This is a genomic window from Campylobacter concisus, from assembly GCF_001298465.1.
Taxonomy (GTDB): Bacteria; Campylobacterota; Campylobacteria; order Campylobacterales; family Campylobacteraceae; genus Campylobacter_A; species Campylobacter_A concisus.
In genome coordinates, this window is the sequence record NZ_CP012541.1 from 336,670 (window position 1) to 362,115 (window position 25,446).

A 25,446-nucleotide genomic window follows, 5' to 3' on the forward strand; every position below is an offset into this window, starting at 1 on the left:
AAGTAAAAATGGGATAAAATCAGAGCCAAAACCTAAACTAACGAGGTGTCTATCGTGCTTGAGAAACAAAAAACCAGCCTTCAAATAGTAAAAATGTTTTATACAAAGTCTATTTTACTTTTACTCTCATTTATATTTTTAGCATTATTTGTAGTTTGTGCTGGTACGAACGATATAAAGTATGATCTTAGCTCAACTAATTCAAATATAAAATCATCAATCTCAAATAGCTTTTTTATAATAAAAAACGATCTATTTTTAAAATCAAAAATGGTTGAAGCAGGTCTTAGCGATATGCTATTTGATAAAAATTCAACAAAAAACGATCTTTATATAGCTTTTTATGTTTTTGATAAAAATAGAAATTTAATCTATTCAAAGAGATTTTTAGGTGCTGATGACATAGCTGAAAAGGATCTATCTCAGCTTAGTTTAAACGAGACAGATGCTGGGAAATTTACAGTATCAGATCGTGTCTATAAAAATAATCGTTTTAGAGACATTTATGCATCTTATGGGCTAAAAAATGGAGGCAGCATTTTAGTTCAAATTGATATAAAATTTTTGCAAAGCTACACCAATGTAGATTACGATGAAAAAAGCAAAACTTATGCTTATCTGGTGGATAAATATGGAAATTTATCAAGAGATGAGTTTTATAAAAAATTCGATGAGTCGATGTTTTTGCCTTATGTGAGTCTTGGCGATGAGTTTAAAGAGGATAAAATAATATTTTCTTTAAGCCATATGAGCTTTTATCTCATAAGCTATATGCCAGAGTATAAAATTTTTGTTATTACCGCTTCAACGAAGCATTTTCATATCTTTATGCAGTTTGTGTTATTTTGGCTATCGATCTTTTGTTTTATATCTTCCATATTTTTATGGGTTAGAGATGTAAAATTTATAAAAAATAGAATAATGCCAGCTTTAAAAGAGGTAAGAGATACTTTAGATGGCGATGAATACAAGATAAAACGAAGCCTTAATGTAACAGAATTTGAAGATATAAAAAATGGAATAAACAAACTAAAGATAGAAACCAGAAAAGCAACTAATGGACTAGAAGAATACAAAAGTAGATTTGGCTATATTTTTGAGCAAAGCTTTTTGAAAATAGTAGTTTATGATGCTTATAGCGGCGATATTATTGATGCTAGTAATGCATTTTTGTCTTCCATTGGCTACACAAAAGATGAGATTATAGAGCTAAATTTAAATGATTTAATAGATGGCGATTTTGCATTGTTTATGCAAATGAAACAAGACGCTCAAAATAGCGATATAAGTTTTAAAATCAAGCTAAAAACAAAAGATGGCGGCACTAAAGAGGGATTTTTACAAGAGTCGCAGATCGAGCTAAGGGATTCTAGGCTAAATTTTATGCTTATACACGAGCTTGACGATGAAAAATTTACGAAAAAGGATAACGAAGCAATAAATGATTATTCCTTTTTATCGCCAAATGTAATAGCAGAAGCATTAAGCAGCGATCCATTTTCTATCGTAAGAAGTACTCAAAATATCGATAGTGTCTTTAAAGTCCCGCAAGATAAGAAGCTTATAAATTTAAAAGACCTAATAAGCCCTGAAAGTTTAGATGAGTTTGCTGTAAATGTTTCTAATGAATCTAAAAAATTCTTTGAAAAAGGTAGCAAAAATAGCGAGATAAATCTCGTAGCCAATATGCAAACAAATGAAAACAATAAAACGCCATTTAAGATAAAAGTAAAATTTATAGATAATGGTGCTGATAAAGAGCGAAAGATCATTTACTTTTTTAATGACTTAAGTGATATAGCAAAGTTGCAAGAAAAATACGATGCTGAATTAAAATATTTTCAAAGCATACTTTGGGCAAGCCAAGCGCTTGTCTTTTCATGGGATAAAAAAAGCGACACCCTTTATATCCCAAATGCTATTGCTAAGTCGCTCGGATATGCATTAAATGGAGATATGAGTATAAATTTTGAACGCGCAAAAACTATATTTGTAGATGAATTTGTAAGCTTTAAGGACTTTTTTGACCTTATAAAAAAAGGTGAAGTATATGATGGCGAAGTGCGTTTTTATAGAGCTGATAAAGAGATTATTTATGTAAGGATTAGAGCAAAAGCAATAGCTTTTTATGATGGTGAAGCAAGCGTCATAAAGGGCACAATGCAAGATCTTAGTGTGCAAAATAGCTTTTTTTCTTATCAAGACCTTTTAGCAAAAATTTTCTCATACGCAAAAGAGCAGATTATTATGCTTGATGATGAGTTTAGGATCATAGATGCTAATGACGCTTTTTTCGATACGCTTAACATTTCTAGAGATAAAAATTTTATAGAGAAAATTTACTCAAAAGATATAATAAATTTTAAAAACGGACTAAAAGATATTAAAGATGAAATTTTAAATTCACTTAAAATAACTGGCTTTTGGCAAGGTCTTATTCATGATGTTCGAAGCAAAAATAGACTTGAAGTCATAAGTATAAGCAAGCTTTTAAACGCGTTTGGCGATCAAGAGGGATATATATTGTTAGCTTCAAGCGCAAATGATGACTGCTACAATAAAGAATATCTCGAATTTATCGCGTATCACGATACGCTGACTGGACTACCAAATAGATTTTTACTTTTTAATAAGCTAGAAAATCTACTAAAACAAGCGAAAAAAAGCTTAAAAATAGCAGCATTTTATATTGATTTTGATAATTTTAAATCGATAAATGACGGATACGGACATCAAGTAGGCGATAAAATCCTAATAGAAATTTCAAAAAAAATAGATGAAATTTTTCCAAAACAAGGAATATTTGCAAGAATAGGCGGGGACGAGTTTATAGGTGCTATGCCTTATGAAAATTTGGGAGAAATTTACGAGACTGCTGAGAACATCTTAAGAGTGGGTCAGAGTAAAATTTCTATTGATGATGATGAAAAAAAACTTAGCGTAAGTATTGGTATTAGCTTAAGTAGCGATGCGCTTAGCGTTGATGATCTAATTGAAAGAGCCGATTGGGCTATGTATCAAGCAAAGCTTAATGGAAAAAATAAATATTATGTATTTAATTCGAAAAAAGATACATATTTTAAAAATGAATATAGAGATGACTCAAAGATCATTGAAGCTATCGATGCTGGCGAGATGTTCTTACTATATCAGCCTGAGATTGATATAAAAAGCGGGGAAGTTAGCAGCTTTGAGGCATTTATTAGATGGAAAAATGGCGATAAGATATTAAGGCCATCAGATTTCTTACCACTTGCAAAAGGCTCAAAAGCAGTTGTGGCTATCGCATTATTTACACTAAAAGATGCTTTAAAAGCTAGGGCTGTATGGCTAAAAGAGGGGATAAATGCAAAAGTTAGGGTAAATTTATGCATTAAAAAGCTAATGACTTCTGAGTTTTTTGAGAAATTTAAAAAGCTTTTAGAAGATGAACAACTAGATACTAGTGGGCTAATCATAGACATCGTTGACTCCGCAAGTGGCGTAAATTTAGATGATGTTGTTAGATATATCGATGCTTATAAGGAGCTAGGCGTTAGCTTTTCGCTTGATGATTTTGCGTCTTATTCAGGCTCGGTAGAAGCTTTAGGCATGTTAAAAATAAATAGATTTAATATAGATAAAAGATTTTGCAAACAGATTTTTGATTCAGTAGAAGCGCTAAAGACAATACGCATGATAAAGTATGTATCAGATACATTTGATTTTGATGTCATGATAAAAAATTTAGAAGATAAAAGCATGCTTGAAATTTTTGTTGGATTTGGATTTAGTAGATTTCAAGGGCGGCTTTTTGCGCCAGAGCTTAGCCTGGATGATGTGCTCAAATTTAAATTTGCTCTATCATCTCCGCTAAATGTAAGAAATTTTCAAGATGATGAGAACTACAATATGCTTTGCAAAATAGTAGGTGCAAAAGAGCTTATGACTCGTTTGATAAATTTGCTTAAATGCGATGAAAAAGTAAGCGAAAAATTAAAAGACGAAATAGCAAATCAAGTAGATGATATCAGAATAATAAATGAAAAATTAGCTGAAATTTTAGATACGATCCTTGTAAAAATAGACAAAGAGAATGTAATAAATTTAGCTAATGAGGCAATTTTATTATGCGATAATGATCTAAATTTAAGTGGAGCGAACAAAAATAATGAATGAAAATGTTTTAAATGTTTATGAGCATGAAATTCCAAATGGAAGCAAACTCTACTTTGCTGGTAGCGCAAAGCTAAAGAGGCAAATCGAACAAAAAGCTAGTGAAATTTTAGAAAAAGAAGGCTTTAGCGAGATCGTCACACCATTTTTTTCATATCATCAACATTTAAGTGTAGATGCTACAAATCTTTTGCGTTTTAGCGACAGCCTAAATCACGAGATAAGTCTAAGGGCTGATAGCACGGTAGATACTGTAAGGATCGTGCTTAGAAGGTTAAAAGCAAACGAATCAAAAAGATGGTTTTATATCCAGCCAGTCTTTCGCTATCCAAGCCAAGAAATTTATCAAATCGGAGCCGAGCTAATCGGTGAAAATGATGTTTTAAAAAGCATAAATATCGTAGCAAAGCTTCTTAATGAGCTAAAAATGGATACATTTTTGCAAGTGAGCAATATACAAATTCCAAGAGTGATTTGTGAAATTTTAAGCGTGCCTATTGAAATTTTTGAAAATGGACAAATGGAGAAAATTTTATCTCAAAATGTTCCATGGCTAAGTGCTCTTGCTCTTTTAAAGTCAGTTGATGAACTGGATGAGGTGATTAAAATTTCTCCAAGCAAACTAAAAGAACCGCTTGAAAATTTAAGGAATTTAGCCAGCGATTTAGAATATAAAAATTTAAGAATAGTTCCGCTATATTACTCGAAAATGAGATATTACGATAGTTTATTTTTTAGATTTTTAAGAAATAACAGCATAATAGCAAGTGGCGGTAGCTACGAAATAGACGGAAAAATAAATAGTGGTTTTGCTGTTTATACAGATGCATTGATAGAAGAAAAAATTAATTTAAGGAAGTAAGAATGAGAAAGGCTGATTTAGTAGTTGGAGTTCAATGGGGTGATGAGGGTAAAGGCAAGATAGTTGATATGCTAGGACTAAACTATGATATGATTTGTCGCTCACAGGGTGGTCATAATGCTGGCCATACGATCTGGGTTGATGGCGTTAGATACGCGCTTCATCTTGTTCCAAGCGGAATTTTGCATAAAAATATTATAAATATCATTGGCAATGGCGTTGTTGTTTGTCCAGAAGTGTTAATCACTGAAATGGCTCAGTTTGAAAATTTAGAAGGAAGGCTTTATATTAGCGATAAAGCACATTTAAATCTAAGCTATCATAGCCAAATCGATCAAGCAAAAGAGAGACTAAAAGGCGAAAAAGCAATCGGTACTACTGGCAAAGGCATAGGACCAACTTATGCTGATAAAATAAGTAGAAGCGGTCACAGAGTAGGCGAGCTACTTGAGCCAGAGCGTTTGTGCGATGCTTTGATGCATGATTTTGAGACAAATAAATGCGTATTTGACGCACTTGGTGTAAAAATTCCTAATGAGAACGAATTGCTTGAAGAGCTAAAAAGATATAAAGAGGTTTTAGCTCCATTTATCGCAAATACTACAAACCTAGTATGGAAGGCACTTGATGAAAATAAAAAGGTATTACTTGAAGGCGCTCAGGGCACGCTTTTAGATATCGACCATGGCACATATCCATACGTAACTAGCTCAAATACCATAAGTGCAGGTGCTTGCACAGGTCTTGGACTAAATCCAAAAGAAATCGGTGAAGTAATAGGCGTCATAAAGGCATATACGACTCGTGTTGGCTTTGGCCCTTTCCCAACAGAAGATAAAGGCACGAGTGGCGATAAGATGTGTGATATTGGTAAGGAATTTGGCACAACAACAGGTCGCCGCAGACGTTGTGGCTGGTTTGATGCTGTGAGTGTAAAATATGCTTCAAGGCTTGACGGTGTCGATACTTATGCGCTTATGAAGCTTGATGTACTTGATGGATTTGAAGTGGTAAAAATTTGCAAAGCTTATCAATATAACGGTGAAACTATCGATTATATGCCGACAGATCTTGAAAATGCAACTCCTATTTACGAGGAACTCGCAGGCTGGGATAGCGTAAAAGGCATAAGCAAATATGAAGATTTGCCAGCAAACGCAAGAGCTTATATTGAGAGAATAGAAGCGCTAACTGGCGTAAAGATCGGCTATATCTCAACAAGCCCTGAAAGAAGTGATACAATCATTAGATGAAAAGCAAATTTACCTCTATTGTTCGTGTAAAAAAGCAAGAAATGGACAAAGTAGAGGCCAAGCTCGCCGTTGCCAGGCTTAATGTGAGAAATTTTGAAGAAAATTTATCGCGTTTAAGAGCTAAACTTGGCGAGTTTGTTTTGCCAAAAAGTGGCAATATAGGCGAACTAAAGGAAAATTTAGAGCTGATAAATATAACAAGGCAGGAGCTAAATGCTTGCAAAGAGAGCCTTGAAATAGCCAACAAAGAAGTTTTGCATTACGAGCATAAATATAAAAATGCAAATTTAGAGTACGAAAAGATGAAATATCTAGAAAAAGAAGAGTTCAAAAAAGAGATAAAACGCATACAAAAGGCTGAAGCACTTGCACTTGACGAGTTTGCTGTGATGAAATTTGTTACTAAAAGTGAGCAGTGATGAGAGGATTTTTGTTATTTTTTGCGGTCCTAAATTTTGCATTTTGCTATGAAGTGCCTGTTGATTGCACACAAATTTTTGAGGCCAGAAAAGAAGAAATTTCAAAGGAACTTGAGATTATAGATGAACAGCGCCAAGCTTTAGAGGTATTTCGCGCAAGCTCGGCAGCAGCCTATGAAGAAAATAATAAAAAACTTGCCAAAAAAGAAGCTGACCTAAATGCGACAATGAAAGTGATCGAGCAAAAACGCAAAGAGATCGATGAAGTGGTCGCCAAAAATGAAAAAATTTTAAAAGAACTTCGCACAATGACTAGCGATAAAGTCAATGAGTCGTATTCTAAGATGAAAGATGGCGCGGCAGCTGAGGTACTCTCTAAAATGCCTAGATTAAACGCAGCCACCATACTTTATGCCCTTGATGCCAAAAAGATATCAACCATCATGGCGAAAATGGATCCAAAAGTAGCATCTGAGATCACTACTTTGCTTCAAAAAGGACCACCATTTGCTGATGAAAAAGGCGATATGCCAACTCCAGCCGGTAGCATAAATATACAGTAATAAATTTTTGCACAAGCAAACAAAATTTTAAAAAATTTAGACACCAAAATATAAAGCACTTGCTTATAAATTTTTAATTTTAAGCTCATCTAGCTTTAGCTTGTATACTTTTATGGTAGTTATTTTTTAACCAAACTTACTAGGACACCAACTCCAAGGATGGCTAGAATGATAAAAAGGCTAATTTGTGCAGAAATTTCAAATCCGTGATGAAAGATATGAGTAGTCGCATTTACAGCTAGCTTTGCTACGATAAAAAACAAAAGCACGATCACAGAAATTTCTAAATACTTTAAAAAATTTTTGAGTGCTTCAAGCACAAAATAAAGCGTTCTTAGCCCAAGTATCGCAAATATCATTGCTGAATAAACAATCACAGGATCTTTGCTCACAGCAATGACGGCTGGAACGCTATCAAAAGCAAATATCACATCGCTTAGCTCAATCACGCAAAGACACAAAAATAATGGTGTTGCTATCCAAGTGGCTTTTAGCCTTAAAATTTGATCGTTAAGAGTAGTTTTTTGACTATCTGAAATTTGCTTAGAAATTTCGCTAAATTTAACAAAAAAGCTATGTCCAAAAAGCTGTGGTAAAACCGGAAAGAAGCGATAAACTGCCCTATAAGCTATGTGGTTTGAATAATCTTTTATATCTTCATCGCACTTATCTTTTTTTATCATCATTACGGCACTATATGCGACTATTGCTGCAAATATTAGCTCCATCCAAGGTGAGATGGCAAAAAGCATCGTACCTACGGCTACAAAGATGAGCCTAAATATCATAGCTCCTATAACGCCAAAATAAAGCACTCTGTGGCGGTAAATTTCAGGTATCTTAAACCATGAAAAAATCGCCATCATCACAAAAAGATTATCTACCGAGAGAGATTTTTCTAGCGCATATCCTGCAAAATAAAGACTTGCTATCTCACTGCCTCGCTCAAAATATAAATATATGCCAAAAAGTACTGAAACTCCTATCCAAAAGATAGACCAAATGCCAGCTTGTTTTAGTGAAATTTTCTCATCATGTTTATGAGCAAAAAGATCTATTCCAAAGGCAAGTGATGCCATTAGCAGAAAAACTATAATTGTTTGAATTTCTAATGCGTTCAACTTTTATCCTTAAAATTTTAACAAGGCATCATCAATACTTCTACTATCTCGCCTTTTTTGAGAATTTCTTTATCCATTGGGATCATTAAAAGTGCAGCCTTGTTTGTTAAATTATTTACTATCGCTGAACTGCCAAGCTTTTTGCCATTTAGATTTACAAAATTTTTTCCTTCACGATTTTCTAAATTTACAGCCGTAAATTCTAAAAATGGCGAACGCTTTTTATAGTCTTCGTCCATTATCGCCGTGATCTTTGGCTCTTCTTGACCAAACCACGCATTTATTAAGACCCTCACGTAAAGCACACACATAACCATTGCCGAGTACGGAAATCCTGGCAGTGCAAAGATATATTTGTCGCCTGATTTTGCCACTCTGATATGACGGCCCGGTTTTATGGCAGCACCTTCGATGATAAGACTAAAATTTTCATTTAAAGCGCCTTTTACAAAGTCATAGTCCCCCATACTTATGCCACCAGTTGTCACTAATATATCAGCTGATTTTAGTGCGTTTATTATCGCTTTTTCGACAAGCTCGGCCTTGTCTCTTACGATCTCGCAAAGGACCGGCTCTGCACCCATTTTGAGTATCTGCATAGCGATGCCTACGTGATTTGAGCTATGAATTTGTGCTGGATTTTCTAATGGCTCGCCAAGGTCTTTTATCTCGCTACCAGTTGCAAGTATCGCCACTCTTGGGCGTATGAAAACGCTTATGTGAAAGTGGCCAAGCTCAGCAAGAAGTGCTATTTCGGAGTAGGTTAGACGAGTGCCTTTTTTGATTAAAATTTCACCTTTTTTGTAGCTCTCACCCACTTCACGCACGGCAAAGCCCTTTGGCACGCTCTTTTTGATGAGTATTTTTGATCCGACAACCTCGACATTTTCTACTGGCACAAGAGTATCAGTGCCTTCGCTCATTAGTGAGCCAGTGAAAGTTTTTACACATTTACTACCCTCTATGACTAGTCCTTTGTCGCTTCCAGCAGGTAGGTCTGTGATGAGCTCAAGCTCGCTTAGACCATCTTTAAAGGCAAAAGCGTATCCATCCATCGCTGAAACTGGCTTTGCTGGGTAATTTTCAGCGGCTGTCACATCGTAGGCGATATTTCTATCAAGTGCGTCCGTAATGGCCACTTTTTCGATCTTATCCCACTCGTTTATAGTATCTTTTAAAATTTTTAGGCTATCTGCATAACTCATAAAATCTTTCATTATTAACCCTTTTATGAAATTTTTGCATATTTTATCTACTTTGCTCTTAAAAAAATTAATCTTTGTTTTATTTAATGATTATTAAAATGTCGTTTAAGAAATCAGTTTGATTTTACTCTATACACAGGAATATTTATGAATAAAACAGTGCTTTACATCATTGCAGGTGCAAGCCTTGGCATTCTTGGCCCAGTGCTTGTTTATTTTGGCAACCCAGCAAACATGGGCGTTTGCGCGGCTTGCTTTTTAAGAGATAGTGTAGGTGCTTTTGGTTTTCATCAAGCCAAAGTGGTACAGTATCTAAGGCCTGAAATTTTAGGGCTTATCATTGGAGGCTTTTTAGCTAGCCTGCTTTGGAGCAGAAATTTTACTCCAGTATCTGGCAGTGCAGCATTTTCTAGATTTTTCCTAGGTGTGTTTGCTATGATTGGTTGCCTTATCTTTTTGGGTTGCCCATGGAGAGCGTTTTTGCGCCTTGGCGGCGGAGATATGACTGCTATTGCTGGTCTTGTCGGTCTATTTGCCGGCGTTTTTGTTGGACGATTTTTCAAGAAAAATGGTTACGTTATACCTGAAAATGATGCCACTACAAAACCAGTTGCATTTTTGCCATTAATCATTGCTATTTTGCTTTTAGCAGCCCTTGTCTTTGGCTTAAAGCTTGGCGATAATGGTGCTTTATTTAGCTCAGAAAAAGGCCCAGGTTCACAGCACGCAAATATCTTTATCTCACTTATTTGCGCCATTGTTATTGGCATTTTTATGCAAAGAAGCAAATTTTGCTCGGTTGGAGCGATTAGTAAAGTTTTTGAGCGTGATCTTTCAATGTTTTATGGCATTGTATCTATCATCGTTTTTGCAAGTATCACAAATTTAGTTCTTGGACAATATAAATTTGGCTTTGAAGCTCAACCTATCGCTCATAATGATGTTCTTTGGAATTTCTTAGGCATGAGCTTGGCTGGTCTTTGCTTTAGCCTAAGTTATGGCTGCCCAGGCAAACATTTAGTGCAAATGGGAGCTGGAAATTTAAGCTCAGCTGTATTTGTTTTAGGCATGGGAGCAGGTGCCGCGATAAGCCACAACTTCATACTTGCAAGCTCAGGAGATGGCATCACTCCTTACGCTCCATATGCCGTAGCGATCGGCTTTATCTATGCTATTTATGTCGGAGTTTTTACTAAAAAAGCATAATATAAATTTGGCTGCCTTTGCAGTCAAATTTACTCACTTTTTATATTTATTATTTCATCAAAAAGTTTAAAAAGCTCACGTTGGTGTGTGATCATTAAAATACTAGCCTTAATCTTAAAATTTTTTAGCGGCAATAGTAATGCATTTTGTTTTAAGATATGGCAAACGATAATTCTAAATCGAACTAAAATTTTAACAATGAATTGATAAAATTAATAAACATCAATATAAAGTAAATATTTTAAGCTATTTTGATATAGAATATCGATTTTAATTTTATCTAAAGGAATTCTATGAAGTTTAGTATACTTGCTTCATCACTGATCTTTAGCTCGCTGTGGGCTTTAGATACAAATAACAGTGATTATTCAGTTGTTTTACCAACTATCGAGGTGGAAGGTATCTCGGAGCAAAATACCCTAAAAGGTTATATCGCGTATGATAGCGCGGATATCAATAGGAATGGACTCAGCAACAAAGAGACGCCACAAACTATCGAAAATATCGATATACAAAAGAATAGAAACTATGGCACAAACGATCTTTCAAGTATCCTAGAAGGAAATGCTGGTATTGATGCAAGCTATGATATGAGAGGCGAGAACATCAGGATAAGAGGCTTTAGTGTTGATGGCGGTGATATATATAGAGATGGTGTTAGAGACTCTGGCCAGATAAGACGCAGTACAGCAAATGTTGAGAGAGTTGAAATTTTAAAAGGACCAGCATCGATCTTGTATGGAAGAAGTGACGGCGGTGCGGTTGTAAATTTGGTTAGTAAAAAGGCAAATTTTATGCCTGTTTACAAGCTCTCAGGCAGGGTTGGTAGCTGGAGCAGATATGGCGGTGGTGTTGATATAAATCATGTAGTAAATAATCAATTAGCCGCAAGACTAACGACTGATATGGAGCGTGGAAAATCATGGAGAGAGGGCGTAAAATATAAAAATTTTATGATAAGTCCAAGTATTATTGTGACAAATGATGGTGGAACGGTGAGCTTTGAGGCGCAATACACATATGATAATGCTTGGCGCGTACCTGATAGAATGCCAACAAAAAGTGTCTATGACAAACTTGGTATCGACTATACAAAGGGATTTTCTCACGATGGAGACTTTGTTGAAGATAAGCTTCATTTCTTCCGTACTGAGCTAAATGCGCAACTAGTAAAGGATATAAATTTAAAATGGGTTTTTGGATACAGAAAAGCTAGTCAAAATTTTGATCATTATTTTAGTGGTACCATCATGCCTGGAAATAGATTAAAGCAAAACTATGCTAAACAACAAACCGATAATGACACGCTCTCAAATGCTATAACACTTACAAAAGAGCTTGAATTTACAAGATTTAAGCATAATCTTACTTTTGGATATGACAACAGCGTAGAAACTCGCCATCCAAGGCTTTGGTATGACAAAGCAAAAAATGTAACCATAAATCCATACGCATCAAGATTAAGTTGGGGTAGCGTGGGCTACATGCCGCTTACGACAGACAACAAACACAAAGCTATAAATAATGGAGTATTTTTAGAAGATCTAATAAGCCTAGATGATAAATATAGGCTACTTCTTGGTGGCAGGTTTGACTTTTATGAGTTTAAGACAAGAGACATAAATGGTAAAACAAATAGCTATAAAGGGGATTCTTTTAGTCCAAGAGTTGGCCTATTGTGGGATTTTTTGCCAGAGCATACCGCATACGCTTCATACTCAAAGAGCTTTGCCCCTTATGGTGGTCGCGGAAATATAGGTATAAGTACAGGCGATACAACGATGCTTGATCTAAAACCACAAAATAACGAGCAATACGAAATCGGCTTAAAAAGCACATGGGCTGATAATAGATTTAGCTCAAATCTTGCGATATTTCAGATCGAGCATAATAATATAAGATACCAACCAGATTCTAAAAATGATCCATATACATGGGCAGTTCGCGGCAAGGAGCGCAGCCGCGGTATCGAGCTAAACATCTTGGGTCAAATTTATGAGAATTTATACTTGCGTAGCTCTCTTGGATATATGAGAGCTATTATCGCAAGTGATAAGTCAAATCCATTAAACGAAAAACTTAGTCTAAAAAATACAACTAACTGGCAGGGAAATGTTTTTTTAAGATATGCTAAAAACGATAAATGGTATGTCGAAAGTGGCGTAACAGGATACTCTAAAAGATATAGTTACGAAGTAACTAAAACAAGCGTAACCGATCAACACTTGCCCGGCTTTGTAAGGCTTGATGCAAGTGCTGGATATAACTTTAATGAACACGCTCAAATAACACTGGCAATAAATAATATCTTAAATAAAAAATACTGGCGTTCTGATTCAAGACCGGGCGACGAGAGATCGTTTATGCTAAATATGCACTACACTTTTTAACTAAAATTTACACCGCCTTCTCTTTGGCGGTGTAATCTTTTGTCATGTGAAATTTGGAGAAATTTAGCCACCAAGGATGGCTAAATTTGAAGTTATCTTAAAATTTGAATCTTTGCTTTTGCGCGGAGTTTGTCAAAATAATCAGCCATAAGTTTTTCTTGCTCACCTTGATAAAGCTCGTTTATAACATTATCCTTAACATCTGCAAAGCTTGGAGTATATGAGCCGATCTTCTCTTTTACTAAAAACATATCAAAGCTGTCAGGCCCTTGCAAAGGCTGTGTGTAGTCACCGTTATTTGTGCTTGAGATGATCGCAGCAAGCCTTGGATCTATGCTTTGATAGTCCAAACTAACCTCTTGTGTTTGCACGCCGTCTAGCAGCTTCGGACTTGTCTTTTGAGCCTCAAGTAGCTCAGGATCTTTTGCTCTATAAACTACGACTCTAGCGGTGCTAAAGACCTTAAATTTATCAGGATTAGCATCAAAATACATCTTTGCTTTTTGCTCATTTACATTTTTACCAGCTTCAGCCAAGATGCTTTTATAAAGCTTTTCTTGAAGCATCTTTTTTTCTATGTTGTTTTTAAACTCCAAAAAGTCCATGCCTTGAGCTTGGATAGAGCTTCTAAACTGCGAATTTGTCATGCCATTTTGCTTTGCGATCGATTCGATTCTATCGTTTAGCTCAAATGGCGTTACACTAATGTTTAAATTTTTTATTTGAGCATCTTCGAGCCTATCTCTTATGAGTAAATTTAAAGCATCTTGTTCGCTAGCTCTTAGCTGTTCTTTCAAGCTATAAACTTCATAAAGCGTGATTGGTTCGTTCTCTACAATAGCTGCGATACCGTTTATCATCTGAGCCGAATATAAATTTAAAGCACTTAGCATGCCAGCAGCCAAAAAGAGCAATTTTTTCATAATAAAACCTTTATTTAAGTATTTAGTAAATATAATTTTGGGCAATTATAACATAAAAATAAGGCACAAAATGATAGTTACTAGATTTGCTCCGTCGCCTACTGGATACCTACATATAGGCGGACTTAGGACAGCCCTTTATAATTATTTATATGCAAGAGCTAATAATGGAAAATTTTTACTTCGTATCGAAGATACTGACCTAAAACGAAACTCAGAAGAGGCCACGCAAGCCATAAAAGAGGCATTTGCTTGGTGTAAGCTTGATCACGACGGCGAAGTGACATATCAGTCAAAGAGGTTTGATCTTTACAAAGAGTATGTTAAAAAACTACTTGAAGAAGGCAAAGCATATAAATGCTATATGAGCAAGGATGAGCTTGAGGAGCTTAGAGCCAGCCAAGAGGCTAGAAAAGAGCGCCCAAAATATGATAATAGATATAGAGATTTTACTGGCACGCCTCCAGCTGGCATCGAGCCAGTCATCCGTATAAAAGCCCCGCTTAGCGGCGAGATCGTCATACATGATGGCATAAAAGGCGAGGTTAAATTTAAGGTTGAAGACATATTAGATGACTTCATCATCGCTAGAAGTGACGGCACACCGACTTATAACTTCACGGTCGTAATAGATGACGCATTAATGGGCGTAACAGACGTCATCCGTGGTGATGATCACCTCTCAAATACCCCAAAACAGATCGTTCTTTACGAGGCACTTGGCTTTAAGGTTCCAAAATTTTATCACGTCGCTATGATAAACGGCGAGGATGGCAAAAAGCTTAGCAAAAGGCACGGCGCAACTGATGTTATGGAGTATAAAAAGATGGGCTACCTGCCTGAAGCGCTCTTAAATTTTCTCGTTCGTCTTGGCTGGAGCCACGGCGATGATGAGATTTTTACTATTGAAGATATGCTTAAATACTTCAATCCAAACGATATCAACAAAAGCTCAAGCACTTATAACGCTCAAAAGCTTGACTGGCTAAATTCTCACTACATCAAGACCTTGCCTTATGAGAGGCTAGCACAAGATATGCTTGAATTTGGCGTGGATTTTAAGGCTTTGGTAAAGGGTGAGCTACTTCTAAATTCGCTCCGTGAGAGATCAAAGACACTAATCGAAATGGCAAATAGCGCAAATGCGATCATCAACTCTCCAAAAAGCTACGATGAGAAAGCTTGGGCTAAATTTATAAATGAAAATAGCAAAGAAATCTTGGCTAAATTTGCTCAAATTTTAGACCGTGACCTTGACGCTAAGGGCTACGAGGAGCTAACTAATAAATTTTTAGAGCAAAATGGCTTAAAGCTAAAAGACCTAGCTCAGGCTCTAAGAATAGCGCTAACTGGCTCAAGCGTGAGCCCAAGCATCTTTGAAGTGCTTGAAGTAGTGGGCAGTAGCGAGACGAAAAATAGAATACAAAATTTATTAAAGGAAGAAAAATGACACATGTAACTAAAGAAGAAGCACTAAACTACCACATAGGCGGTAAGATCGAGATAAAGGTAAAGACGCCTTGCGAGACATCAAGAGACCTTTCAATGGCCTATACGCCTGGCGTTGCAGAGCCTTGCAAAGAGATAGAAGCTGACAATGAACTAGCTTATAAATATACAAATAAAGCAAATCTAGTAGCCGTCATCACTGATGGTACAGCTGTTCTTGGACTTGGCGATATCGGCGCTATCGCTGGTAAGCCAGTTATGGAAGGAAAGTCAGTTTTATTTAAAAAATTTGCAAATGTTGATGCCTTTGACATCGAGCTAGACGAGCATGATCCTGATAAGATCGTTGAGATTTGCAAGGCTCTTGCTCCGACATTTGGCGGTATAAATTTAGAAGATATCCGTGCTCCAAAGTGCTTTGAGATCGAGAGAAAGCTTCAAGAAGCAGTCGATATCCCAGTCATGCACGACGATCAGCACGGCACAGCGATGATAACAAGCGCTGGTATGATAAATGCGATGGAAATTTCTGGCAAAGATATATCTAAGATAAAAATCGTAGTTAGCGGCGCAGGTGCGGCTGGCATAGCGTGCGCGAAGATGTATAAAGCGCTTGGCGCAAAACACATCGTGATGATAGATAGTAAAGGCGTCATTCACTCAAAAAGAACAGACCTAACGCCTGAAAAGGTAGAGTTCGCGCTTGAAACTGAGGATAGAACTTTGGCTGATGCGATGAGGGGTGCTGATATGTTTTTAGGTCTTTCTAAGCCTGGTGTGCTTACAAAAGAGATGGTTGCGTCAATGAATAAAGAGCCTATCATCTTTGCTTTGGCAAACCCAGTGCCTGAAATTTATCCAGAGGACGTTGAGGCTGTAAGAAGTGACGTTATGATGGGCACAGGCAGAAGCGACTATCCTAACCAAGTAAATAACGTGCTAGGTTTCCCATTTATCTTTAGAGGCGCGCTTGACGTTAGGGCTAAAAAGATCACTGAAAATATGAAAATGGCTGCAGCTAGAGCGCTTGCGCAGCTTGCAAAAGAGCCAGTACCAGCTGAAGTTTTAAAAGCAAGTGGTGTTAGCGAGCTAAAATTTGGCAAAGAGTACATCATCCCAAAACCATTTGATAAACGTGTGCTAACAGCAGTTGCTCCAGCAGTTGCAAAAGCTGCGGTTGAAGATGGTGTAGCGAGAGTAAAAGATTTTGATGTTGAGGCTTACAAAGCCAAGCTTGCAAAAGGATTTTAAATTTTAGCCCAATTTTTGGGCTAAACTCTTTTGGCATTTTGTAAAGATAAACCCTGTAAAAACAGTAAATTTAAGGATAAAAAATGCAAAACGTTAAACTCATCTCGCACCCACTGATTGAGCATAAATTAACCATTCTACGTGATAAAAACACCCAACCTTTTCAGTTTCGTATGCTAGTTGATGAGATCAGTTATCTTATGATCTTTGAAGCGACTAGAAATTTAAAGGTAAAAGATGTCAAAGTCCAAACCCCAGTTGCGGTAGCAGATGCAAAAAGGCTTACTACAAAGGTGATGATATGTCCTATTTTAAGGGCTGCTCTTGGTATGCTTGATAGTGTTTTTACCATCATCCCAGATGCGAGTGTGGGCTTTTTGGGTTTTCAGCGAAACGAAGAGACCGCTCAGGCTGAGTTTTTCTACGCAAAGCTTCCAAAAGACGCAAAAGAGCGCATGGCGATCATCATCGATCCTATGTTTGCAACTGGCGGCACGGCGATAGATGCGGTCAAATTCTTGCGTGAAAAGGGCGTTAAAGAGATCAAATTTATCTCTATCATCGCCGCACCTGAGGGGTTAAAGAGATTTAGCGAAATTTACCCAGACGTCGAGGTCTATACGGCATCGATTGATGAGAAACTAAACGAGAAAAACTATATCGTTCCAGGTCTTGGTGATGCTGGCGATAGAGTTTTTAACACACTTTAAGGGCTAAATTTGAACAAAAGACTTTTGCCAGCCCTAGTTGCCTTTGTCATCGCTATCATCGTTGGCACCTTCTTTTTTTCAAAAGAGGGCGACGAGGCGAACAAAAACGCTCAAATTTTACTTGAGCAGCTAAACAAAGAGGGACAAAAGAGCCAGAGCCTCGCAGAAAATGGCTCGTACACTTCAAAAGATGAGGTCGCACTTTATATCTATAAATTTAACAAGCTACCAAAGAATTTCATAACCAAAAAAGAGGCACTTGAACTTGGCTGGGATGCAAAAAGCGGAAATTTATGGCAGATAAGCGGCGGCAAAAGTATCGGCGGAGATAGATTTTCAAACAGAGAAAAGAGGCTGCCAGAAGCTGATGGTAGAAAGTGGTTTGAGTGCGATGTAAATTATAATGGTGGTAGGCGCGGCGCTGAGAGAATTTTATACTCAAACGACGGGCTTATCTACTACACGCCTGATCACTACGAGCATTTTTACCTGCTTTATGAGAAGAGGATGCAATGAAAAGCGTGATCTTAGATGCCAAAAAGATGCTTGAAAAAGAAAAAATGCATGAGTATATTGCCAAGAAATTTGAGCTACCAGAGTACTACGGCAGAAATTTAGACGCACTCTTTGACTCTCTCTGCGAGATAAGTGAGCCAACATTTATAAAGCTAAAAAATGAAAATTCTTTGGATGATAGTACAAAAGAGAGCCTAGCCCTGCTATTTCGCGATGTTTGCAACGAAAACAAGATGGTTAAATTTGAGCTTGTAAAAGATGAAAAATGATATTTGGAAAGATTGATTATCTAAATTTACTCCCATTTCACGTATTTTTAAAATCAGCCCCACTAAGTTCTCAGATAAAAAAGGCGATCGAGTTTAAAAAGGGCGTGCCAAGTAAGCTAAATAGGGCGCTAAATGCCAGAAAGATCGACGCTGCGGTGATCTCAAGTATAGCTAGCAAAAAGTCAAATTTAAAGAAGCTAAATTTTGGAATAGTCGCCAAAAAAGATGTCAAAAGCGTGCTTGTTCGCAAAAACTCAGATATGAAATTTGACCCAGCCTCAGCTAGCTCAAATGCCCTAGCCAAGGTGCTTAATCTAAATGGCGAGGTGATCATAGGTGACAGGGCGCTAAAAGCATACTTAAGCGAGGGCAAAGAGTGCTTTTACGACCTTGGTCAAATTTGGCACGAAAAGACAAATTTGCCATTTGTTTTTGGTAGATTTTCTTACGTAAAAAACGGCTCGTTTTATAAAAGGTTGGTTGCAAAATTTTTGCAAAAAAATATAAAGATCCCAAACTATATCTTAGCCCAGTACGCTAAAAGTCGCGCCATAAGCGAGCAAGATATCAAGTGGTATCTTAGATTTATAAGCTACAAGATCGGTCCAAAAGAGCAAAAATCACTCAGAAAATTTTTTAAAGAAAATAGATTATTAAAAGCAGCAAAAAGAATTAAATTTTTATAGCTTCTTAGTAGTTGCCAAGAAGCTATAAAATTTAGTGGTGCATATGCATATTAGTTGAGTTATCTTCACTCATATTTTGCATCATCATCTTGTGGTGATCGTGCATCGGCATATCTGCTGGCATATTCATATGCATATCCATCGCGCCATCATTAGCCTTGTAGCCTGTTATGGTAGGATCAACCATGCCAAATATCATAGCGACGTGTCCGACGATCAAGAAGAATATGAGTAGGCAAAAATGAAGCTTTAGCTTTGCCTTTTCGCTTGCGTTTTTGTAGATCAAATTTAGCTCTAAAAGCGCGATGCCAAGAAGTGGTATGACGCCGATGAGATATGAGTAGATAGCTATAACATCGGCATATCCACGCCATTTTATACTTGGATAAATTTTTGCCATAAAATAGATTACAAGAGCTGTAAAATAGACCCCAAGCACTATGCCAACAAATTTACTAATAGCCTTAAAGCCAGCATTTTTGCCGCTATCCATGTGATACATCGTAAAAAACTCCATCGCCACTAAAAGCTCCGCAAGCCCCATAGGTATCACCATGTAGAGGATTAGGTTATAAGGTTGATCGAGCGATAAAAGCTCCATGTAGTGTGTCATTACCATTGTAAATCCTTTGTAAAAATTTAAAGAAATTTACTACCAAATTGCTAATAATTATAAAATATCAAGAATATTAGCAAATTTAAGCGGATGTTAAATTTACTCCTAGCCAGGCTAAGAGTAAATTTAAGCTAGTCTTTAAACTCGTGTGAAATGACTGGAGAAAATTCTTCCCAGTGAAGCTTGGTTTTAAATGTTGGCATCTTGCTTTGAAATGGCTCTTTCTTAAGAGCTGCCATAGCGACACTATCGCCTTTTGGTTTAGCTGGTGCTTCTACGTTTAAGACCGCTCTTTCAAGCTCGATGAAGTCTTTTAAGATGATCGCATACGAACGAAAGAAATTTGCCTCTTTGTGAGCTGAAAGTAGCTGAGAAAACTCATCTACAAATAAATTTAAAGTTTCAGAAAATAGCTTATTGCTAATATTTTTTGCATCATCAAACTCATCTTTTAAAAATGTAGCCATTGCTAAAAATATAAATCCAACGTAGTCCTCGCTGTCTTTGCAAAGCTCGCTATCACGTCTATATGGGCTTAGTTTTAAACATTCAATAACCCTAAGCCTAGCTGCTCCGTTATCTCTGCCCTCTTCATAAAATGAGGCACTTAAAGGGATATTTGTAAAGCCAAAAAGAACATCATTTTGTTCTTTTGAAAATTCTTCAAAGCTAAATTTATCTAAATTTTTAAATGCAGCATCACTATCCTCACTTAAAGGATTTGCGCTTAAGTATCTTAACTGCTCTTTCCACCTTGAAAATTTCTCATCATTTGTGTAAAAAAACATAGGATATGCTAGAAATTCGTAAAAATATGATCTTGCTTTTATGATGTTTTTATCCATTTAATAAATCCTCTTTCATCGCGTTTATTTGGGCTTGAACCATTAGTTTGGCCTTACAGTCAGCACAGCAGTAAAGCGCTTTTATCTTAACCCTATCGTTGCCAAATCTTGGTTGCATTATAGTTGCGATCTTTTCGACTGCTTTTTTAGTCGCAAACTCTTTTCCGCACTCCACGCAGGCAAATAGCTCGTCGTGTGCAAGCTCGCTATAAACGAAAAACTCAGGCTTAAGAGCGATCTTGCCGACCTCAAGTGAGATGGTGTTTTTCTCGGCGCAGCTTAGCTCGCAGTAGCCGCAGGCGGTGCAAATGCTTGGGTTAAATAAAATCGAATTTGTCTTCTTATCAGCCATCAAAGCGCTTACGTTACAAGCTCCAACACAGCTAAGGCAGAGCGTACAGGTGTCAGCATTTATCGTGACTTCGCCATATCTTATCATCTCGCCGCTTTTTACGACGCCAAGATCACTCTCTCCTACGATAAACTCAAGCCTTTTGGCAAAAATTTCTCTCTTTGGTAGCGCGTATTCTGTCATTGAATGCTGTGAGCCATCAATTAGTTTAGCCTTTTTTAGCGCATTTTCAAGGCTAGCCTTGTCTTTTGCGTGGTAGATCGCGGTCTCTTTAAATTTAAGCTCATAAATTTGATTTAAGATGCTAATGGCGTCTTTTTCGCCTTTGCCAAGAGTTTTGCTAAATAAAATCACACTCGCACCACTTTCTTGAAGGAGTGTCAAAAAGTGCGTTTGGCTTAGAAAATGTGCAGCTGAAATGGCAAAAGGTAGGACATTTTCTGGTAGGCTAACTCTAAGATCTTCTAAATTTATCTCTTCAGGCACAATGAGTGCAATCTTGCCTTTATAAAGCTTTGCCACAGCGGTAAATGAGCTTTGTGGCATTAGAGTATAATCAAGTGCGCCGCTAGGGCAGACGCTGATACAGTTTCCGCAGTTTGTGCAGTCTATCTGCGAAAAGACAAGGTGCTTTGTCTCGTCCTCTTTTAATATCGCAACCGTTGGGCAAACTTCGGCACAACGCCCACAAATTTCAGTCCTGCGCTCGTGATACTGGCATATTGACGAGTCGTACTGTGTAAAGCTTTTGTATCTAAATTTTGGGCTTTTTGCATTTAAAATTTCAAGCACTTTTTCATCTTTAAGCCCTGCTATCTCGTAACAGCCACTTTGTTTTAGCATATAGTCCCTTGCGTTTTCAACCAAGAAAAAGTCGCAATCAACTTCAAATTCGTCGTTTGCTCTAAGCACCAAAACACTTAACTCGCCAGCCGCACCGTATAAAAATTTTACTTCAAAGTGCGTTAGCTCAATGACTTTGTAACCATTTTCTTTTAGTAAATTTGCTAGCTCTTCGCGGCCTGAGTTGCTTACTATTACGACATTTTTGCCGACTTCTTTTTCGTAGTCGACATCCTTTGCCATGTCAAAGGCACTAGCTCTTGCCTCGTAGAGCAAAAGCGTGTTTTTGGCTTTTTCTAAGACGCTTGCGGTTGTATTTTTAAGGTAAAAATTTATCTCAGGTGCGATGACATTTGCTTTTAGCTTTGGCGAGTTAGAGACAAGATAGTCGCCATTTTCGTTGTTGATCTCTATTTGTTCATTTAGCATCAAAGCATCGTCAAAATCGTTATAAAAGCCAAATTCTTTCATTGTTTCTCCTATTATCAAAAACAGGCTTATTTTAATATTAATGGGATTAATGGACTCTGAATTTTATATGTTCCTTTTTGCTCTAAGGTTTAATTTATAATATTTTTTATGTTAAAATCACGGCTTGGTAAAACTAACTTACTAGGAGCACAAATTGAACGATTTAAGAAATATCCCACAAGTTGATAAGATCATAAAAAACGAAGCATTTTCGGGGCTTGATGTGAGTTTAGTCACAATGCTAGCAAGACAAATTTTAGACAAAGTAAGGGCTAAAATTTTAAATGAAAACGCAAGCTTTAGTGGCGAAGAGATAATAAATTTGATCCTAGATGAGTATGATAAATTTAACGAAGCCAGCCTTCAAAGGGTGCTAAATTTAACCGGCGTTGCCATACATACAAACCTCGCTAGAAGCGTTATAGATAAAGAAATTTTAAGCCGAGCGACACCTGTTATCACAGGTTATTCTAATCTTGAATATAACCTAGAAACGGGTAGTCGTGGCAACAGATATGACTATATAGGCTCACTCATAGCAAGAGCTTTTGGCTTTGAGGATGCTATCGTCGTAAATAATAACGCAAGCGCTGTATTTTTGGTGCTAAATACCTTTGCAAAGGGCAGGGAGGTAGTCGTTAGTAGAGGCGAGCTTGTCGAGATAGGCGGTAGTTTTAGAGTGCCTGAGGTGATGGCAAATGCAGGCTGCATCCTAAAAGAGGTTGGCACGACAAACAAAACTAAGCTAAAAGACTACGAAGAGGCAATTAGTGAAAATACGGTGATGCTTGTAAAGGTTCATCGCTCAAATTTTGACATAGTTGGTTTTAGCGAAGAAGCCACGGCAAATGAACTAAGCAAGCTAGCGCGTGAGCAAAATTTAATAGACTATTTTGATCTTGGCAGCGGTTTTTATGGAAATTTACCGTTTAATCTAGACAAAAACGAGCCAGATCTAAAAAATTTAAAAGATGTTTCCCTGGTTAGCTTTAGCGGTGATAAGCTGCTTGGTGCGGTGCAGTGCGGCATCATTGTTGGCAAAAAAGAGCTCATCACAAAGCTTAAGAAAAACCAGCTTTTAAGGATGCTTCGCGTCGATAAAGTAATCATCTCGCTTTTGGCTGAGAGCATAAAAGCTTATCTAAACAAAGAATTTGAGCTAATCACAACGCAAAAACTGCTTCACAAAAGCGTAAAAGAGCTTGAGAGCTTGGCAAATTTTATAAATAAAAGCCTAAAAACTCCGCTTGAAATAGTGCGAACTTCGACCTTTGTAGGGGGTGGTGCTATGCCAAATAAAAAGATCCCAAGCGTGGCGCTTGCATTTAGTGGCGACGCAAATTTAAACGAGCTAAAATTTAGGCAAAAAAGGGTGATCGGCCGCATAGAAAATAACAAATTTATGCTCGATCTTAGATCGCTTCTTGATGATGACGTAGAGACGCTAATAAAAATAATAAATGAAACGGAAGAAAAATGAGTTTAATAATAGGAACAGCAGGGCATATCGACCACGGCAAAACCGCGCTTATAAAGGAGCTAAACGGCTTTGAAGGGGACAATCTTGAAGAGGAGAAAAAGCGTGGCATAACGATCGATCTAAGCTTTTCAAATTTAAGTAAAAATGATGAGAATATCGCATTTATCGACGTGCCAGGACATGAAAATCTCATAAAAACGATGATAAGTGGTGCGTACGGCTTTGACGCGTGCTTGTTTGTGGTGGCGGCAAATGACGGGCTTATGCCTCAAAGCTTGGAGCACCTTGAAATTTTAAATCTTCTTGGCGTGAAATCTGTGATCGTGGCGCTTACAAAGTGCGATTTGGTTGATGTTGCCACCATAAAATTAAGAAAAAAAGAGATAAGAGATGAAATTTCTAAATTTAAAAACCTGCAAATTTTAGAAATTTTCGCCGTTAGCATAAAGGATAAGGCAAGCATCGATGAGCTTAGAAACTATCTCTTTACACTAAAAGCCAAAAAGCGCGATGAGGAGGGCGTTTTTAGATACTACATCGATAGGGTCTTTAGCCTAAAAGGTATCGGAAATGTCGTAACTGGGACTGTGATAGAGGGAAGTGTCAATAAAAATGAGAAGCTTTTTAACTACGACGCTGGTAAAGAGGTGCTAGTAAGAAGCGTGCAAAGCCATGATAAATTTGTAGATAATGCAGGGGTTAGCAGCCGTGTGGCGCTAAATTTGACAGGAATTGAGCTTAATGAGTTAAAAAAAGGGCAGTTACTTAGTAAAAAAGGCTATTTTAGAGGATTTAGAGAGGTTGATGCGGTCGTAACTGCTAAAAATCTCATTCACTCGCAAAGCGTAACCTTTTGCGTAGGAGCTAAAAATGTGCCTGCAAAGGTGCTAATCCTTAGCCAAAAAGATGATAGCTACTTTGTTACTTTTAAATTTCAAAGCGATATGTTTTTGAAATTTGACGAGGCATTTGTGCTTATCTCAGATGCACGCGTGATAGGCGGTGGCAGAGTGCTAAATCCTGTGCTTGAGCCACTAAAAAAAGCTGGCAAAATTCTCTTTTTGGCTGCACTTTTAAAGCATGATTTCATTGGAGCATTTTCTATACTTAAAGAAGCCCACAAAAATGGCTTTGGCATAATCTCTTCTTATCAAAGGTTTGGACTAAGTCACGAAGAGGCCGTAAATGTGGCTAAAAAAGTCTCAAACGTCTTTGTCGATGAAAAAGCTTTAAATATCTACGATCTAAGCGCGATTGAGCGGATAAAATCTGTGGTTAAATTTATGATAGAGAAAAATGAATTTGCCGTTTTCTCAGCTCAAAGTATAAGCCTAAAGCTTGCTTGGGCTAGTCAAAATTTGGCTCAAAAAGCACTTGATGAGCTTGAAAGTATAAACTTAATCTCTAAAAATGATGGCGTCTATACAAAAAAAGGCGTTGATATAAGCAAACTAAAAGTAAGGCTTGAAGAGAAAATTTATGAAATTTTAGAAAGCGGAAAGCTAGCTCCAACAGCACCTTATAATATATATGATGAGCTGGAAATAGATAGGTTAAGTGGTGATAATGCCCTTAAAAAGCTAACTGCAATGGGCAGAGTTGTAAGGCTGGAGCATAATCTTTTTATTACTAGAAATTCGCTAAAAATGGCACTTGATAAACTAAGAGAGATCATCAAAAATCAAGGCTTTGTAAATGTCACAAACGCCAAGGATGCACTAAATTTAAGTAGAAAATATGTAATCGCTTATCTTGAGCAACTTGACCTTGAGAGTGACATAATGAAGCAAGGAAATGATAGAGTCTTTCGTGGTTAGTATTCATTTACAAAAAGCAAATATAATCCGCCAAATTTTTAAAA

The 25,446-nt window shown here is 37.1% G+C and carries 21 protein-coding genes; 15 read left to right on the forward strand and 6 right to left on the reverse strand.

What is annotated here, in order from left to right; all coding sequences use genetic code 11:
* Positions 1-54: 54 nt before the first annotated feature.
* Genes CCON33237_RS01690 through CCON33237_RS01710 form a run of 5 tightly spaced genes read left to right on the forward strand, consistent with a single transcriptional unit; the run spans position 55 to position 7,252 of the window.
* Positions 55-4,158, forward strand: a complete 4,104-nt coding sequence (locus tag CCON33237_RS01690) for a diguanylate cyclase domain-containing protein (RefSeq protein WP_054196122.1) — start codon at positions 55-57, stop codon at positions 4,156-4,158.
* Positions 4,151-5,017 carry an ATP phosphoribosyltransferase regulatory subunit gene (locus CCON33237_RS01695; protein ID WP_054196123.1) on the forward strand — a complete coding sequence of 289 codons (867 nt, stop codon included), beginning with the start codon at positions 4,151-4,153 and terminating at the stop codon, positions 5,015-5,017. The genes CCON33237_RS01690 and CCON33237_RS01695 overlap by 8 nt, the downstream gene beginning before the upstream one ends.
* A 2-nt stretch (positions 5,018-5,019) precedes the next feature.
* Positions 5,020-6,270, forward strand: coding sequence for an adenylosuccinate synthase (locus tag CCON33237_RS01700; protein WP_054196124.1), 1,251 nt, complete (start codon positions 5,020-5,022; stop codon positions 6,268-6,270).
* A gap of 41 nt (positions 6,271-6,311) precedes the next feature.
* Complete coding sequence (locus CCON33237_RS01705) at positions 6,312-6,689, forward strand: flagellar export protein FliJ (RefSeq protein ID WP_234402264.1); 378 nt, start codon at positions 6,312-6,314, stop codon at positions 6,687-6,689.
* Positions 6,689-7,252 (forward strand): MotE family protein, encoded by a 564-nt coding sequence (locus tag CCON33237_RS01710; RefSeq protein ID WP_054196126.1) that lies wholly within the window; start codon positions 6,689-6,691, stop codon positions 7,250-7,252. Before CCON33237_RS01705 ends, CCON33237_RS01710 begins: the two co-directional genes overlap by 1 nt.
* Before the next feature lie 119 nt (positions 7,253-7,371).
* Here the strand turns inward: CCON33237_RS01710 and CCON33237_RS01715 are convergent, their stop codons facing one another.
* Together CCON33237_RS01715 and CCON33237_RS01720 are read right to left on the reverse strand one after the other, a co-directional pair.
* Entirely contained in the window at positions 7,372-8,373 is a 1,002-nt protein-coding gene (locus tag CCON33237_RS01715) for a TerC/Alx family metal homeostasis membrane protein (protein ID WP_081004421.1), read from the reverse strand.
* Between the two features lie 17 nt (positions 8,374-8,390).
* Positions 8,391-9,590: a molybdopterin molybdotransferase MoeA gene (locus CCON33237_RS01720; RefSeq protein WP_054196127.1), complete on the reverse strand. Its 1,200-nt coding sequence runs from the start codon at positions 9,588-9,590 to the stop codon at positions 8,391-8,393.
* 135 nt (positions 9,591-9,725) lie between these two features.
* Here CCON33237_RS01720 and yedE point away from each other — a divergent pair, with 135 nt between their 5' ends.
* Positions 9,726-10,784, forward strand: coding sequence for a YedE family putative selenium transporter (gene yedE / locus CCON33237_RS01725; RefSeq protein ID WP_054196128.1), 1,059 nt, complete (start codon positions 9,726-9,728; stop codon positions 10,782-10,784).
* Positions 10,785-11,077: 293 nt separating this feature from the next.
* Entirely contained in the window at positions 11,078-13,174 is a 2,097-nt protein-coding gene (locus CCON33237_RS01730) for a TonB-dependent receptor (RefSeq protein ID WP_069174573.1), read from the forward strand.
* A 92-nt stretch (positions 13,175-13,266) separates the two neighbouring features.
* On the opposite strand, the gene CCON33237_RS01735 is transcribed toward CCON33237_RS01730, so the two are convergent.
* Complete coding sequence (locus CCON33237_RS01735) at positions 13,267-14,097, reverse strand: peptidylprolyl isomerase (RefSeq protein WP_021091056.1); 831 nt, start codon at positions 14,095-14,097, stop codon at positions 13,267-13,269.
* A 70-nt stretch (positions 14,098-14,167) separates the two neighbouring features.
* Between CCON33237_RS01735 and gltX the strand changes: the two genes are divergently transcribed.
* The 6 genes from gltX to CCON33237_RS01765 all read left to right on the forward strand — a co-directional run bounded on the left by gltX (position 14,168) and on the right by CCON33237_RS01765 (position 18,978).
* A complete protein-coding gene (gene gltX, locus CCON33237_RS01740) occupies positions 14,168-15,547 on the forward strand; it encodes a glutamate--tRNA ligase (protein WP_054197371.1) in 1,380 nt (459 codons plus the stop codon).
* Positions 15,544-16,797, forward strand: coding sequence for a malic enzyme-like NAD(P)-binding protein (locus CCON33237_RS01745; RefSeq protein WP_054196129.1), 1,254 nt, complete (start codon positions 15,544-15,546; stop codon positions 16,795-16,797). Before gltX ends, CCON33237_RS01745 begins: the two co-directional genes overlap by 4 nt.
* 83 nt (positions 16,798-16,880) lie before the next feature.
* Entirely contained in the window at positions 16,881-17,507 is a 627-nt protein-coding gene (upp, locus tag CCON33237_RS01750) for a uracil phosphoribosyltransferase (RefSeq protein ID WP_004317747.1), read from the forward strand.
* 9 nt (positions 17,508-17,516) lie between these two features.
* The gene (locus CCON33237_RS01755; RefSeq protein WP_054196130.1) at positions 17,517-18,023 is read left to right on the forward strand and encodes a ribonuclease domain-containing protein; all 507 of its coding nucleotides are present in this window, start codon (positions 17,517-17,519) and stop codon (positions 18,021-18,023) included.
* A complete protein-coding gene (locus CCON33237_RS01760; RefSeq protein ID WP_054196131.1) occupies positions 18,020-18,292 on the forward strand; it encodes a barstar family protein in 273 nt (90 codons plus the stop codon). Before CCON33237_RS01755 ends, CCON33237_RS01760 begins: the two co-directional genes overlap by 4 nt.
* A complete protein-coding gene (locus CCON33237_RS01765; protein ID WP_054196132.1) occupies positions 18,289-18,978 on the forward strand; it encodes an MqnA/MqnD/SBP family protein in 690 nt (229 codons plus the stop codon). Before CCON33237_RS01760 ends, CCON33237_RS01765 begins: the two co-directional genes overlap by 4 nt.
* A 31-nt stretch (positions 18,979-19,009) precedes the next feature.
* Here the strand turns inward: CCON33237_RS01765 and CCON33237_RS01770 are convergent, their stop codons facing one another.
* The 3 genes from CCON33237_RS01770 to CCON33237_RS01780 form a co-directional block, all read right to left on the reverse strand.
* Positions 19,010-19,597 carry a DUF6803 family protein gene (locus CCON33237_RS01770; RefSeq protein ID WP_054196133.1) on the reverse strand — a complete coding sequence of 196 codons (588 nt, stop codon included), beginning with the start codon at positions 19,595-19,597 and terminating at the stop codon, positions 19,010-19,012.
* A gap of 128 nt (positions 19,598-19,725) precedes the next feature.
* The gene (locus CCON33237_RS01775) at positions 19,726-20,439 is read right to left on the reverse strand and encodes a TorD/DmsD family molecular chaperone (protein WP_054196134.1); all 714 of its coding nucleotides are present in this window, start codon (positions 20,437-20,439) and stop codon (positions 19,726-19,728) included.
* Positions 20,432-22,105: a 4Fe-4S binding protein gene (locus CCON33237_RS01780; RefSeq protein WP_054196135.1), complete on the reverse strand. Its 1,674-nt coding sequence runs from the start codon at positions 22,103-22,105 to the stop codon at positions 20,432-20,434. Before CCON33237_RS01780 ends, CCON33237_RS01775 begins: the two co-directional genes overlap by 8 nt.
* 154 nt (positions 22,106-22,259) lie before the next feature.
* Between CCON33237_RS01780 and selA the strand changes: the two genes are divergently transcribed.
* Positions 22,260-23,585, forward strand: a complete 1,326-nt coding sequence (selA, locus tag CCON33237_RS01785; protein ID WP_054196136.1) for an L-seryl-tRNA(Sec) selenium transferase — start codon at positions 22,260-22,262, stop codon at positions 23,583-23,585.
* Positions 23,582-25,402 (forward strand): selenocysteine-specific translation elongation factor, encoded by a 1,821-nt coding sequence (selB, locus tag CCON33237_RS01790; protein WP_054196137.1) that lies wholly within the window; start codon positions 23,582-23,584, stop codon positions 25,400-25,402. The genes selA and selB overlap by 4 nt, the downstream gene beginning before the upstream one ends.
* Positions 25,403-25,446: the final 44 nt, after the last annotated feature.